The sequence below is a fragment of the Kribbella sp. NBC_00662 genome, assembly GCF_041430295.1.
Lineage (GTDB): Bacteria > Actinomycetota > Actinomycetes > Propionibacteriales > Kribbellaceae > Kribbella.
Genome location: NZ_CP109029.1, coordinates 2,032,737 through 2,045,855 on the forward strand (window position 1 = coordinate 2,032,737; position 13,119 = coordinate 2,045,855).

The window sequence follows — 13,119 nt, forward strand, 5'->3', positions numbered from 1 at the left end:
TTACTTGGGCAGCACCCAAATGGGGTTGGTGTAGAACCACAGGTCCACCCATGGGTCTGCGTCGCCGACCACATCGAGCTTCGGCCCGGCCGGATCCACAGCCGCACCCAGGTATCCGGGCTGGCTACGGTTCCCGTCGGTGCCGCGGACGCGGACGTACTGCGCCTCGTCGGCGCGACCCAGCGGGTGGACAAGTTCGAACGTACCGCGTTTGCCCGACGTGTCCCACTGCCTGACGACCTTGGTGTTCGGAGCGGTGATCGTGTCCTTGTCGCCGACCGGCCCGGTCACCGAGCCCTTGATGACGTCGACGCGGTTGAGCGCCGGGACGAAGTTCGCCCAGTTCGGCAGCGTCTGGGTGGTGATTCGTACGACGAGTTCGATCGGCCGCCCCTTCTTGACGATGAGCGCGCCGCCGAGCGGTTCGCCGTACCGCTTGCCGACCTCGCGGACCTCGACCTCGACGCCCTTGACCAGCGCGCCGTGGTCGACCCAGACGCGGCCGTTGCGCAGGCCGTCCATCACCGACAAGTAGTCGCGCCGGGAGGCGCCGACGTGGGTGCGGCTGTAGAAGCCCGGCCAGAAGTCGCTCGCGGTGGAGTTGACCGTGTTGCCGTAGACCGGGTCCATGTACCGGCCGTCGCGGTCGAACTGCTCCTGCGACGAGCCGTCCGGACGGCGGGAGGTCTCGTTCCAGTTCACGTGCGAGTCGGAGTTCGCGGTGATCCACCAAGGCTTGCCCTCGGCGAGCAGGCTGTCCCACAGGCCGCCGACGGTCGCGGTCATCCAGTCGAATCCACCCCAGGTGCGGTAGCTCTCGGCCGGGTAGCCGGGGAACGAGTTCGGGTTCGGCGCGTTGGCGTACAGGCCGCGGGCGCCCGCCGTACCGATGCCCTTCGGGAGGCCGCCGGCCTGGTGACCGGGGGCGCCCTCGAAGCCGATCGCGATCCGCGGGTCGGCATCGCGCCAGTTGCGGATCTCGTGCGGGCTGTCGATGCCGTTGCGGGCCGGGTGGTTCGCGAGGAACAGCGCGTCGGCGACCCGGCGCTTGTCGACCTGCTGGCCGAGCCACTGGATGCCGGAGACTGCGAGCGCCTCGTTCGCGGGTGAGTTCGCGCTCGCGTTCTTCACGCTGCCGTCGTAGTCGTTCTCGAACTGCTTGAGTACGTCGACCTCGCGGCTGCCCGGGGCGACGAAGATCGTGCCGTGCTCGGCGGCCGGAATGTTCCACTCCAGCCCCTGGAAGATCAGCGTGTCGCGCAACTCGGCGCGGGCCGCCTTGATCTGCGGGTTGACCAGGTCGACGCCGATCCGCGCGTGCGTCGCGCCGCCGTGATCGGTGATGACGAGCCAGTCGAGCCCGTACGCCGTCGCGTGGCGGGCCTGGTCGATCACGCGGTACATGCCGTCGGAGCTCAACTGGGTGTGGATGTGGTGGTCGCCGGCGAGCCAGACATTGGGCCGGTCACCGTGCTGGAAGATCCATCCGTCCTTCGCCGGCGCGCTCGCCGCCGCGAACTGGGCACCCGTCACGGCCAGCGCCGCCGTACCCCCGAGAATCCCCGCGGACCGCAAGAGCGCCCGCCGCGACACCTCGGCCGGCGTCAACTCACTGTCCGGAACCGACTCGTCGAGCGCCGCCAACGTCGCCAGATCCAACTCGGAATTCGGATGGTGATGATCATGCCCATGGCTGTGGTCGTGCGAATGCGAATGCGAATGCGAATGCGGGTGATCGTGCGAGTGCCCCATCAACGGTCCTCTCCCAGGCGGATTCGGCGCGATCATCACCCGCTCGCATGACCACCAGATGTTCCCCCGATGAACACCACCTCAGGCCCGAGGTGTAGGCAACACAGAGTGACGGGGCTTCAATGGCCTGCGGGGGGAATCATGAATGGAGAACCGTATACACGCACGCATTGTCACCGGCGGGACGAGCGCGGTAACGCGACGCTGGCAGCCCTGGGAGGGGTGGCGGTCGGCGTCATCCTGGTGCTGCTGACCTGGCTCGTGGTGTTGATGACGAAGGACGATCCGGCACCGCGAGCGGCGGACACCTCGCCGTCGGCAGCAGTGTCGGCGCCGGTCCCTTCGGCGCCGGTGTCGGTGACGACGAAGACCGTCGTACCGAAACCGACGGTGAAGGGGACGTCGAACTCGGCGCCGGCCGTCGGCGATGTTCGGGCGTTGCCGGCCGGGTTGTTCTGCCGGGATCTGAAGGCCAAGGGCTACAGCTATGTCGCGGCGATCGACTACTGGCGGTTGCACGGGCAGCCGAACCAGATGGATGCCGACCGCAACGGAATTCCGTGCGAGACGGTGTACTCGCGCAGCGACGTCGCCGCCTACTGGAACGGGCGCGAGATCAGCGGGGTGGTGTTCTGGTCGGCCGGGCTGTACTGCCGGGACCTGGCCGCGCGCGGTGCTTCGTACGCGGAAGCCGTCAGATATTGGTGGTACTACGGCATGCCGGATCGGATGGATGCGGACAAGAACGGGATACCGTGTGAAACCGTGTACTCGTCTGCAGCTGTCAACGCGTTCTGGTATCCGTGACGCGGCGGGTCTGGGCGGTTTTTGTCGCAGCGCTGGTGGTTGTCGCCGGCGGTGGGTTGTTCGCGCTGTCAGCGGCCGGAGTCTTCGACCGCACCGAACCCACCGCCGACCTACCACCAACACCGGATCCGTCGAGCACACCGCAGCATCCGAGTACTCCGCCGCAGCCGAGCCGTCCCGCACAGCCACGCAGTCCCGCGCAACCAAGCAGTCCGGCTCTTCCGAACAGTCCTGAGCCGACGGCTCCGACCTCCAAGTCCGTGCCTTCACCGCGGTATGTGTTTCCGGTAGGGGGTTGCCGGGCGGACGCCTCGCAGAGTCATCACGACTACCCGGCGTCGGACATCTTCGCGAAGGTCGGCTGCCTGTTCGTCGCACCGATCGACGGTCGCGTCGACGAGGTGACGCGGGTCGACACCTGGGACCCGAAGACCAACCGTGGCCCCGACCGCGGCGGTATCTCGGTGTCGATCGTGGGCGTGGACGGAGTCAGGTACTACGGATCGCACCTGTCCGCCATCCAAGCCGGGATCCGTCCGGGAATGACCGTGCGAGCCGGCCAGACGCTCGGCCGGACCGGCAAGACTGGCAGCGCCCGCTTCACCCCGCCCCACCTGCACTTCGGCATCAGCTGGCCGACCAAGCCGGACATGTGGTGGATCCGCCGCGGAGCAGTCGCCCCGCAACAGTTCCTCAACAGCTGGCACCACGCCGGCCAACTCTCACCCGTCAGCGCAGTCGCCAAGACCCACCGCACGTACGGCGCAGACAACGGCTGCCGCTCGTACTGCTAGCGAGCCCGTCCTTCGCGAAGCATTCCGATCGACTTCTCGACCCGCCGCTCGCGGGTGGTGTCGGTCTTCGCCGACGTCACCTGCAGCACATGCCACTGGCGGTTGCTGTAGCTCAACGTCTCCCAGAACGCCCGGGCCTGACTGTCCTGTGCAAGCGCCTCGGCCAACGGCTCCGGCACCTCGAGCTCCCGCGGAGCCGTGTCCAGCTCCACCTCGATCTCCAACACGTCGCCGGCCGCAACCCCCGCCTCGGTACGACGCTCCGCGCTGAACCCGAGCAGATATCGCTCACCCATCCGGGCGATCGACGTCCGGAACGTGAATCCGTTGACGGTGACGCTGACCTTCGGCCGGCGACCACCACCCAGCGACTCGACGACGGACTCGGGGACCTCGAAGCCGGCCGTGTTCTTGCCGGTGGACAGCAGTTCGGCGGTGAACCTCATCAGCCCATCATCCGCGCCGGGCAGGTCATGTCGAGACAGGCGCCGCGGCTCCGACGTACCGCGTGACAGTCGATTGAAAAGGGAGAGATCGTGGCGAAGCCTGTTCTGAACAGCATGTTGATCGGTAGTACCGACGCCGAGCGGTTGAAGGCGTGGTACCGCGACGGCTTCCAGGCGGAGGTCGACGGATACGGGAACCTGAACCTCGGCGGCTTCGGGCTGGTGATCGAGCAGCGCGACGACGTCGCCGCGAAGACGGCCGAGCCGGGGCGGCACATCGTGAACTTCGGGGTCGAGGACATCGAGGCGGCCGCCGCGCACCTGCGCGCCCTCGACGTCGAGTGGCTGGTGGATCCCGAGGACCGCGGCGTCGGCTGGTTCGCGACCTTGATCGACCCGGACGGGAATTACGTCCAGCTCATCCAGATGAAGCCGGAGTACTACGCAAACCTCTGAAATACACAAGTTCGCACCGGACCTGGGGGATCCGGTGCGAACGATGAGGTTTATTCAGTTGTCTCAGGCGCATTCTGCAGAGGAGTAGTACTTATGAGAGAAGTGGCGGCAAGCGAGGGGCAGATTGCCCGACGCTCGCTTGCCGCCCAATCACCGGTGCCTTTGACGTGATCGAGGTGAGGTGCTCGACCTGGGCCACGTTCCGGGTGGGTTGTCTGGTGAGATACGGAACGCGAAAGGCGCCGGATGCTTCGTTCTCTCAGCGGGGTGCTACATCCCACATGCGCTCGCCGGGCAGGGGGTCGGGGAGCTTGTCGACGGCAGGCATCGGGTCGTTCGTGACCCGGAGTCCGGCGAACCGACGGCTCATGGCGTCTGCATACCGCTCGGCCAACGCCGGCTCGGCGTTGTAGTCGGCGATGACGTGCTCACCGAACCAGACACGGACGCGTCGGCGCTCAATCGTCTGGATGGCGGTGGCGGTTGTCACTGGTCCTCCTGGCTGATACTTCGAGGGGTGGACGGCCTGGAAAACGCGGGCGAGCGCGGTGCCGGTGCGCCGTGTTGTGTTCACCGTCACGTCAGATCCAACGGAGTACGGCGAGCTGAGGTCACGCTCGAATTCAGAAATTCCCAGCTTTTTCGGAACCGGCCGGAACCCATTTCTTCGCCGGTATGTTCGATTACCCGAACGGACCCCGTACCGAGACGCCGCCGTCCAGCACGATCTGCTGCCCGGTGATGTACGACGACGCACCCGACGCCAGGTAGACCACCGCCTGCGCCACCTCCTCGGACCGGCCGAACCGGCCGACCGGGATCTCCTCGACCACCTCGGCGTCGACGTTCGCGTTGGCGACCGCGGTCGCGATCGCGCCGGCCGCGGCGACGTTCATCCGGATCCCGTCGCGCGCGTACTCCGCGGCGACCGTCCGGGCCAGGCTCAGGATCCCCGCCTTCATCACGCCGTACGCCGCCTGCTCGGGCGCCGCCATGAAGCCGGTGACCGAGCCGACGCTGACGATCGTGCCGCCGGTGCCCTGGTCGAGGAAGACCCGGAGCGCCGCCCGGACCGCGCGCGCGACGTACCGCAGGTTGACCTCGTAGATCGTGTCCCAGTCCGCGTCGGCCATCTCGTGCAGCTTCACCGCGGGCACGAACGCGACCTGACCGCCGACGACCGTGACGAGTACGTCGAGGCCGCCGAGCTTCTCGACCGCGGTCGCGATCATCGCGTCGATGTCGCTCGCCGAGCGGACGTCACCGGACACCGGGTACGCCGTACCACCGGCTGCCCGCACCGCCTCGGCTGCCTCCTCGGCGCGTGCCGGGTCGAGGTCCGCGACCACGACCGCCGCACCTTCGTTGCCGAAGGCCTCGGTCGTCGCGCGACCGATCCCGCCGCCACCGCCGCCGATCACCAGGGCTCGTTTCCCACTCAGCTGCATGGGCGGAGCGTAGATCACCGACGTCGCCGGATTCACAGTGTTTCTTCAGGAAAGACACGCCGAAGCTGTCGGAACGGCTCCGTACGCTGGGCATGTGACCATCGAAGACGCTGGAATCAGGCCACGGGGATCCGACGACGATCGGATCGTGGCAAAGGCCCTCGTGGTGCCGGAGCGGGTCATCGGCGGCGTCGTGCCGTCACCCGTCCGGCCGGGGCCGACGGGGATCGCGGCTGTCCAGACAGAGCACCTGATCGGTGACATCGGCGACGCTCTCCGGCTGCTCGACGCGGTGGAGCGCGTCCGCGGCCACGCCCACCCGCTCATCCTCGGGCTGCAGCAGGCGGTCGGGATGACGATGCCGGCCGCACTCGTGCTGAATGCGGTCGCCAACGGCCGCACCACGCCCGACGAGGTCTCCCAGCAGGTCGGCATCACGCCCGGTGAGGCGGAGCTGGCGATCGCCGACCTGGAGGCGCTCGGCATGGTCCGGACCACGCCGTCCCTCGCCGTCACGTCGATGGGTCAGGCCCGGCTCTCGCAGCTCGACGGTCTGACCGTCCGCGTCCTCGACGTCATCACCGGCATCCTCGGCCCGACCGACGCCGCCCACCTGGTCCGCCTCCTCCACACCGTCGCCGACGGCCTCGAGTCCGCCTCGGTCGCAGCCGCCGTCAACGACGCCCTCCCGCAGGTCGTGTCGCACAACTAGTGTCGAAATCCCAGGTCGGGTCTCGACGTAGCTGATGTCAGGCGATCAAGGGAGGACATCAGATGTTGCACGACAGCAAGGCGTTCAGTGGGTTCTCGGTGGACGACATCGAGAAGGCGAAGGCGTTCTACGCCGACACGTTGGGCATCGACGTCGGCGAGGAGAACGGGATGTTGCGCCTGAAGATCGCGGGGAGCACCCCGATCCTGGTGTACCCGAAGCCGAACCACGTGCCGGCGGAGTACACCGTGCTCAACTTCCCGGTCACCGACATCGAGGCGACCGCGCGTGAGCTGACCGGCCGCGGCGTCGCGTTCGAGCACTACAACGACGATCAGGACGAGGTGGGCATCTACCGCGGCCAGGGCCCGTTGATTGCCTGGTTCAAGGACCCCGCGGGCAACGTTGTGTCGATCATTCAGGACTGAGGCACGGGATCGTTGTACTGACCTAGCCGGCCGGAGTAGCGCACGCCGTTCCGGTACGGCCAGGCGTACGCCGTACATCCGTGCAGGCCGAGGGTCTGTTGCTGCATGACCGGGGCCGGCCGGCCCGGCCCCGGGCAGAGCTCGTGGCCGTTGCCGAGCCGGTGACCGGTCTCGTGGTTGACCATGTATTGCCGGTACGTCGTCAGCGACGCACCGAAGTTCGGTACGCCGTGGGCCCAGCGCGCGACGTTGAGCACGACCGAGTCCCCGATCCGGCAGCTCGTGTACCGGTCCGGCCCCCCGCCGCAGATCACATCCCGCGTCTGCGGCGTCACCAGCATCAATCTGAAGTCCAGCGTCGCCCCGGGACCGACCTGCTGGAACCGCCACCTCCCCTGCGAGGCCCATCCCTGCGCCGCGCCGTACGTCGTCCGCACGAACTGCGCGAACGCCGCCTTGTCGACGCCCGCGATCCCACCCTCGATCGCGATCTGGAACTTCATCAGCCGGCCGCCCCGCCCGATCACCGCAGGGTCGCCAGGCAGTACGGCGTACGATTGCGTCCCCGCGATCGGGTACGAGATCACCTCCGCCGGCTTGACCGGCACCGGCTTCGTACGCCGCGGCGCGACGGCCGGCGACTGCAAGGCAGGCGCGGTCGTCTGGACCGAGGCGGGTACGACGTGCTCGCCGTGGCGCGACAACGGGCTGGCGGGCAACTCGTACAGCACCCCGACCGCGACCACCGCCGCGGTCGCGAGCCCGATCGTCCTGACAACAGTCCAGCGGCGCATTCCGGTGAGCTCCTCACACCGCGCCCGGTCGGGCGCGTCCTCACTGTCTTCTTGCCACTGTGCCCAGAAACCCTTCTCAGCTCACGGCTACGCCTTCGCGGTCCGGAACCTCAGCGACGGGTACTTCCCCTCGTTGAAGCCGAGGTCGCGGTACAGCTCGATGCCGTAATCGGTCGCGTGCAGTTCGACCTGGCCGACACCGGTCTCGTTCTCGAACCAGTCCATCAGCGCGACCACGCAGGCGCGGGCCAGACCGCGCCGCCGGAAGGCCGGATCCGTGCTGACGTTGTACAGGTGGCCGCGAACCGTGGTCAGGTCGTTCGGGCCCGGCGGGTGGTCGAACACGTTGCCCGCGGCCCCGGCGACGACCCCGGCATCCGGGTCCTCGACGACGTACGCCGCGAACGTGTCCGGTGACGCCAACTGTCCGGCGAACCACTCGACCGCGGTCGCCTGCCAGGGGCCGTCGATGTCGTTGCCCATCGCCGCGAGCATCAGCCCGCGTAACCGGACCAAGGACTCCGCGTCGTCCACCCCGGCTCGTCGTACCTGAATGTCGTTCACGACGTCCATCCTGCCAACTTTTTGCCGGGTCAATGAATCGAAGAGGGCATGGCCCCGAGCAGAGCGCAGCGATCGTCGCGCAGCAGCCGAGCACGGAGAGCGAGCCCCAGGCGACGCTCGGCGTTCGTCGCACTGGTGATCGCCGTCGTCGGCATCCTGCTACCCGGTACGGCGTACCTGGTCGCGCGCCGGACCCGGCTCGGCTCGGTGGTGACCGTCCTGAGCCTCGCGCTGTACGCCGGCGCGGCGTACGCCGGTCTGCGCAAGCGGGACGCGGTGATCTCCTGGGCGCTGAACCCGAGCCTTCTGCTCTGGATGATCGCCGGACTCGGCGCGATCGCTCTGGCCTGGATCGTCGTGCTGGTCACGTCGTACAAGATGCTCCGGCCACTGACGGCGGGACCGGGTTCGCGGCTGTTCGGATCGCTGGTGGTTGGCCTGACCTGCTTCGCGATGACCGTCGGTACGGCGAGTGGCGCGCAGACCCTGATGGCCCAGCGGAGCCTGGTGAAGAAGGTGTTCGCCGGCGGGGAGTCGAAGAGCCAGACCCGGCCGACGATCGCCGCGACGAAGGACATCTGGAAACAACTGCCCCGGCTGAACGTGCTGCTGCTCGGAGCCGATGACGGCGACGACCGTCAGGGCACGCGGACCGACACCGTGATGGTCGCGAGCATCGACACCAAGACCGGCAACACGTCGCTGATCTCGCTGACCAGGAACTTCATGCGGATGCCGTTCCCCGCCGACTCACCGCTGCACAAGATCTACCCGACCGGCTTCTGGGACCCGAGCATCGATCCCCGCAAGGAGCAGTCGGAGTTCTACCTGGACGCCATGTACCGCAACATCCCGAAGCTGCACCCCGGCGTCATCGGACCGTCGGACAACGAGGGTGCGGACATCCTGAAACTCTCGGTCGGCGAAGCGCTCGGGCTGAAGATCCACTACTACGTGCAGATCAACCTGGCCGGGTTCGCGAAGCTGGTCGAGGCCCTCGGCGGGATCACCGTGAACATCAACTACCCGGTACCGGTCGGCGGGAACGACGACGAGAAGATCCCGCCGAGCCGGTACCTGCAGCCCGGGCCGAACCGGAAGCTGAACGGGTCCGACGCACTCTGGTTCGCCCGCGGCCGGTACGGCCTCGCGACCGCCGACCTCGCTCGCCAGGCCCGGCAGCACTGCACGATCCAGGCGCTCGTCGAACGCGCCACCCCGCAGAACGTGCTCGCGAACTACCAGGCGATCGCGGCGGCCGGCGAGCAACTGATCCGCACCGACATCCCGGAGAAACTGCTGGGAGCGTTCGTCACCCTCGGCGGGCGGGTCAAGACCGCCAAGATCTCCAACATCGACCTGGACAAGAAGAAGAACTTCCCGAACGGACGCAACCCGAACTACGCCGCGATGCGGGAGATCGTCGCGAAGGCGCTCAACCCGAGCCCGACAACTCCGCGGCGGACCACGACGACCAGGCCGTCGACCGCGACCCAGCCCAGGACGACACCCAAGCCCGACGACGGCGACCTGTCCTCGGCCTGCGCCTACCACCCCGGCCCGCCCGGTTAGGCGTAGCGCACGCCGAGCCCGCCGTCGACCGCCCAGTTGGCGCCGGTGACGAAGGCGGCCGCCTCCGAGGCGAGGAAGCAGACGACCTCGGCGACGTTCTCCGGGGTGCCGATCCGGCCGAGCGGGTGGACGCCGAGGGCCTTCTCGCGTTCGCCGGGAATCGTGTCGAAGAACTCCTCGAGCAGGTCGGTGGAGATGTAGCCGGGGCTGACCGCGTTCACCCGGACGTTGTGCGGGGCAACATCCAGCGCGAGCGAGCGGGTCATCCCGACCAGGCCGGACTTCGCCGCGGCGTACGGGAACATGCCGGCCGTCGTGAGCTTGGAGTGGATCGAGGCGATGTTCACGATCGAGCCGTGCTTGCCGGCGATCATCGCCGGCAGGACCTGGCGCGACATCAGGAACGCGCCCTTCAGGTCGACGTCGAACACGTCGTCCCATTCGGCCACCGACATCTTGGCCGGGTCGGCGTACGAGTTCTTGCCGGCGTTGTTCACCAGCACCGTGACGGGTGCGCCCAGCTCGTCGGTCAGTTTGCCGACCGCCTGCCGGACCGACACCTCGTCGGTGATGTCACCGACGGCCGCGGCCACCTTCGCGCCCGCCTCGGCGAGCTCGGCCGTCGTCGCGGTCAGCTGGTCGGCCAGGATGTCGATCAGCCCGACCGCCGCGCCCTCTTCCGCCGCCTTGACCGCGACAGCCCGCCCGATCCCGCGCGCCGCCCCGGTCACCAGCACAACCTCGTTCGCCAACCGTCCAGTCATCAACATCTCCTCAAACTAGGCGTGCTGAAACCCTAGTCGGAGACGAAGCCGACTCAGACGGGCTCTGGCGTTCCGGTGAGGACGCAGAACTCGTTGCCGCCCGGGTCGGCCAGCTCGATCCCGTCGGGGTGCGCCTGTCCGCTCTCGTGCCGGGTCGCGCCGAGCCCGATCAGCCGCTCGACCTCGGCCTCGGCATCGCCGGACGCGACGAGGTCGAGGTGCAGCCGGTTCTTCGGCGCCTTCGGGTTGACCGGCGGACCACCCCAGCTGATCTTCGGCCCGCCCTGCGGCGACTGGATCGCGGTCTCCTCGTCCTGGTCCCAGACCAGCGGCCACTCGAGCGCCTTGCTCCAGAAGTACCCGACGGCCTGTGTGCCGTCGGACGACAGCGCGCCGATGACTCCGGTGCCGGCGAGGAAGTTGTTGCCCGGCTCGATCACACAGAACTCGTTGCCCTCGGGATCGGCCAGTACGACGTGCTCCTCCTCCGGCAGCTGCCCGATGTCGATGTGCCGCCCGCCGAGCTCCAGCGCCCGATCGACCATCGCCTGCTGCGCTTCGAGCGTCTGGCTGGGCAGGTCGAAGTGGATCTGGTTCGGCCGTTCCTTCTCGAGCTCGGTCGGCAGGAACCGCAGGACGAACCCGAGGTCGTTGTCCGGCAGCACGGAGGTCCCGTCCGCACCGACCTCCCGGCCGAGCACACCGGCCCAGAACCGCGCCAGCCCCGCAGGATTCTTTGCGTCGAAGGACAGCGCTTGGATCTTGACGCTCATCGGGACTCCTGTTCGCCGGGAACTTCCACCGTAGGGCGGACGGAACGGGCCCCGCAAAGAGATTTAGCCGGCCGACGCCGCGGCCACTCGCGCATGATGATCGGCTGTCGCGCGACTCATCGGCCGACGAAGCAGGACCAGCTGGTGGTACAGCGGACCGGTCGCGGTGAGCAGGAGCTGATGTGCGTCCGTGTCGGGTGGGATCTCGCCGCGCTCGACAGCCCGCCGTACGACGACTGCCGTACGTTCGTAGCGATCCGCCCAGAACTGCGTGAGTGCGTCGGCGGCTTCGGGCGTACGGAAGGAGGCTGCGATCACGGCCTGGGTGACCGACGGGCGGGCGGTGAGCGCGGCGTGCACCTCGCGGTTGACGGCGACCAGGTCGCCCTCGAGCGAGCCGGTGTCGGCCGGCTCCCAGGCGTCGTCGGCGCCGGCTTGCAGGAGGTCGACCAGCAGGCCGGCGACGGTCTTCCACCGGCGGTAGACCGTCGTGCGATGGACTCCGGAGCGCGCGGCGACCGCGTCGATCGTGAGTCCGTCGTACCCGTGCTCGGCGAGCTCGGCCTCGACGGCTGCCAGTACGTCGGACCGCACCCGGGCCGTCCGTCCACCTGGCCTGCTTGCGCGATCGGTCGTCAGCATGCCATGATCTTAACGCAACATTCGTCGCATTAGGGAGCAGCCCAGTGATCTTCTGACCCGCCGTTCGCCAAACCGAACCCCGCGTGAGTCAGGAGGATCCTCATGTCTACCCAGCTGTCCCTGCACGATGTCACCAAGTCCTACGACCACCGCATCCTGGCCGGCCTGCGCCGGATCGAGTCGCGGATACGTTCACTGGAAGCCCTGCTCGCCGACGGACGCACGGACGTCCCGGATGAGTACGCGCTCGTCGTGGTCAGCCACGACCGCCGCTTCGTGTCCCGCTGGCGCGGCACCGTGATCGAGTTGAAGGAGAACAGCTATGTCAGTCAGTGAATATGCGGTTGGCGATGGGCCTTATGGCGTTGCGATTGCGGGCGCCGAGGTATGGACGACACTCGTCCACACCGGCCGCGTCGCCACCCGCTCGGGACGGGTCTTCGACCTCGGCGCTCCAGAATCTCGTCCGAGCGTGATTGTCGACGGGCCTGACGACGCGGTGTGGTTCACCCGGAGCGGCGACGACCGGCTCGGGCGGATCGGGTACGACGGGGTTGTGTCGGCGGTCGAGGTGGCCGGATCGCCGTACGGGTTGTGTGTCGGGCCGGATGGCGCGTTGTGGTGCACGTTGATGAGCGGCGATGCGCTCGGGCGGGTGACGGTCGACGGCGAGGTGTCGACGTACCCGATCGGGACCACTAGTGCGTTTCCGGCGATGATCACGTCGTACGGCGGCGAGCTGTGGTTCACGCTCAACCAGGGGAACGCGATCGGGCGGATGACGCTTGGTGGCGAGGTGACGACCTGTCCGCTGCCGACCGAGTCTGCTGGTCCGGTCGGCATCAGCGCCGGTGCAGGTGGGGTTTGGTTCGTCGAGATCCTTGCTGATCGCGCCGGCCGGATCACCGCGGACGGGAAGGTCGAGGAGTTCGGTCTCCCGGCCGGCTCCAAGCCGCATGCTGTCGCGGCGACCGCGGACGGCGGGTGCTGGATCACCTTGTGGGCGGCGGGTTCGCTCGCCCGCTTGGATGCCGAGGGCAACATCGTGCAGGAGGTCGCGCTCGGCGACGGGTCCGAGCCGCACGGTCTCGCGCTCGACCAGGACTCGGTCTGGGTCGCCTTGGAGAGCGGTTCGCTGGCCCACTTCGAAGGGTGAGCAGCTTCACT

At 68.1% G+C, this 13,119-nt stretch carries 17 protein-coding genes; 8 read left to right on the forward strand and 9 right to left on the reverse strand.

Features of this window, described 5'->3' with window-relative positions; all coding sequences use genetic code 11:
• Positions 1-1,659, reverse strand: a complete 1,659-nt coding sequence (locus OHA10_RS10280; protein ID WP_371405944.1) for a histidinol-phosphatase — start codon at positions 1,657-1,659, stop codon at positions 1-3.
• A 234-nt stretch (positions 1,660-1,893) separates the two neighbouring features.
• Here OHA10_RS10280 and OHA10_RS10285 point away from each other — a divergent pair, with 234 nt between their 5' ends.
• Positions 1,894-2,559: a hypothetical protein gene (locus OHA10_RS10285; protein ID WP_371405945.1), complete on the forward strand. Its 666-nt coding sequence runs from the start codon at positions 1,894-1,896 to the stop codon at positions 2,557-2,559.
• A 278-nt stretch (positions 2,560-2,837) separates the two neighbouring features.
• Positions 2,838-3,353: a M23 family metallopeptidase gene (locus OHA10_RS10290; protein WP_371405946.1), complete on the forward strand. Its 516-nt coding sequence runs from the start codon at positions 2,838-2,840 to the stop codon at positions 3,351-3,353.
• On the opposite strand, the gene OHA10_RS10295 is transcribed toward OHA10_RS10290, so the two are convergent.
• Positions 3,350-3,799 (reverse strand): YdeI/OmpD-associated family protein, encoded by a 450-nt coding sequence (locus OHA10_RS10295; protein ID WP_371405947.1) that lies wholly within the window; start codon positions 3,797-3,799, stop codon positions 3,350-3,352. The genes OHA10_RS10290 and OHA10_RS10295 overlap by 4 nt on opposite strands.
• A gap of 90 nt (positions 3,800-3,889) precedes the next feature.
• On the opposite strand from OHA10_RS10295, the gene OHA10_RS10300 reads away from it, so the two are divergent.
• Entirely contained in the window at positions 3,890-4,255 is a 366-nt protein-coding gene (locus OHA10_RS10300) for a VOC family protein (protein ID WP_371405948.1), read from the forward strand.
• A gap of 259 nt (positions 4,256-4,514) precedes the next feature.
• Here OHA10_RS10300 and OHA10_RS10305 read toward each other — a convergent pair whose 3' ends face one another.
• Positions 4,515-4,745, reverse strand: coding sequence for a hypothetical protein (locus OHA10_RS10305; protein WP_130443046.1), 231 nt, complete (start codon positions 4,743-4,745; stop codon positions 4,515-4,517).
• Positions 4,746-4,938: 193 nt separating this feature from the next.
• On the reverse strand, positions 4,939-5,703 hold the full coding sequence (locus OHA10_RS10310) for an SDR family NAD(P)-dependent oxidoreductase (protein WP_371405949.1): 765 nt from the start codon (positions 5,701-5,703) through the stop codon (positions 4,939-4,941).
• Positions 5,704-5,851: 148 nt separating this feature from the next.
• On the opposite strand from OHA10_RS10310, the gene OHA10_RS10315 reads away from it, so the two are divergent.
• Together OHA10_RS10315 and OHA10_RS10320 are read left to right on the forward strand one after the other, a co-directional pair.
• Positions 5,852-6,415, forward strand: coding sequence for a MarR family transcriptional regulator (locus OHA10_RS10315; protein ID WP_371405950.1), 564 nt, complete (start codon positions 5,852-5,854; stop codon positions 6,413-6,415).
• 62 nt (positions 6,416-6,477) lie between these two features.
• Positions 6,478-6,843 (forward strand): VOC family protein, encoded by a 366-nt coding sequence (locus tag OHA10_RS10320; RefSeq protein WP_371405951.1) that lies wholly within the window; start codon positions 6,478-6,480, stop codon positions 6,841-6,843.
• On the opposite strand, the gene OHA10_RS10325 is transcribed toward OHA10_RS10320, so the two are convergent.
• A complete protein-coding gene (locus tag OHA10_RS10325) occupies positions 6,834-7,637 on the reverse strand; it encodes a DUF3152 domain-containing protein (RefSeq protein WP_371405952.1) in 804 nt (267 codons plus the stop codon). The genes OHA10_RS10320 and OHA10_RS10325 overlap by 10 nt on opposite strands.
• Positions 7,638-7,724: 87 nt before the next feature.
• Positions 7,725-8,210 (reverse strand): GNAT family N-acetyltransferase, encoded by a 486-nt coding sequence (locus OHA10_RS10330; protein ID WP_371405953.1) that lies wholly within the window; start codon positions 8,208-8,210, stop codon positions 7,725-7,727.
• A gap of 126 nt (positions 8,211-8,336) precedes the next feature.
• On the opposite strand from OHA10_RS10330, the gene OHA10_RS10335 reads away from it, so the two are divergent.
• Complete coding sequence (locus OHA10_RS10335; protein ID WP_371405954.1) at positions 8,337-9,773, forward strand: LCP family protein; 1,437 nt, start codon at positions 8,337-8,339, stop codon at positions 9,771-9,773.
• Here the strand turns inward: OHA10_RS10335 and OHA10_RS10340 are convergent.
• From OHA10_RS10340 to OHA10_RS10350, 3 genes are all read right to left on the reverse strand, one after another.
• Positions 9,770-10,537 carry an SDR family NAD(P)-dependent oxidoreductase gene (locus OHA10_RS10340; RefSeq protein WP_371405955.1) on the reverse strand — a complete coding sequence of 256 codons (768 nt, stop codon included), beginning with the start codon at positions 10,535-10,537 and terminating at the stop codon, positions 9,770-9,772. The two genes, OHA10_RS10335 and OHA10_RS10340, sit on opposite strands and share 4 nt — an antisense overlap.
• A 53-nt stretch (positions 10,538-10,590) precedes the next feature.
• Complete coding sequence (locus tag OHA10_RS10345) at positions 10,591-11,310, reverse strand: VOC family protein (RefSeq protein WP_371405956.1); 720 nt, start codon at positions 11,308-11,310, stop codon at positions 10,591-10,593.
• 63 nt (positions 11,311-11,373) lie between these two features.
• On the reverse strand, positions 11,374-11,952 hold the full coding sequence (locus OHA10_RS10350; RefSeq protein WP_371405957.1) for a TetR/AcrR family transcriptional regulator: 579 nt from the start codon (positions 11,950-11,952) through the stop codon (positions 11,374-11,376).
• 102 nt (positions 11,953-12,054) lie between these two features.
• Here OHA10_RS10350 and OHA10_RS10355 point away from each other — a divergent pair, with 102 nt between their 5' ends.
• Together OHA10_RS10355 and OHA10_RS10360 are read left to right on the forward strand one after the other, a co-directional pair.
• Positions 12,055-12,288, forward strand: a complete 234-nt coding sequence (locus OHA10_RS10355; protein WP_371405958.1) for a hypothetical protein — start codon at positions 12,055-12,057, stop codon at positions 12,286-12,288.
• Entirely contained in the window at positions 12,275-13,108 is an 834-nt protein-coding gene (locus tag OHA10_RS10360) for a virginiamycin B lyase (RefSeq protein ID WP_371405959.1), read from the forward strand. Before OHA10_RS10355 ends, OHA10_RS10360 begins: the two co-directional genes overlap by 14 nt.
• Positions 13,109-13,119 lie beyond the last annotated feature (11 nt).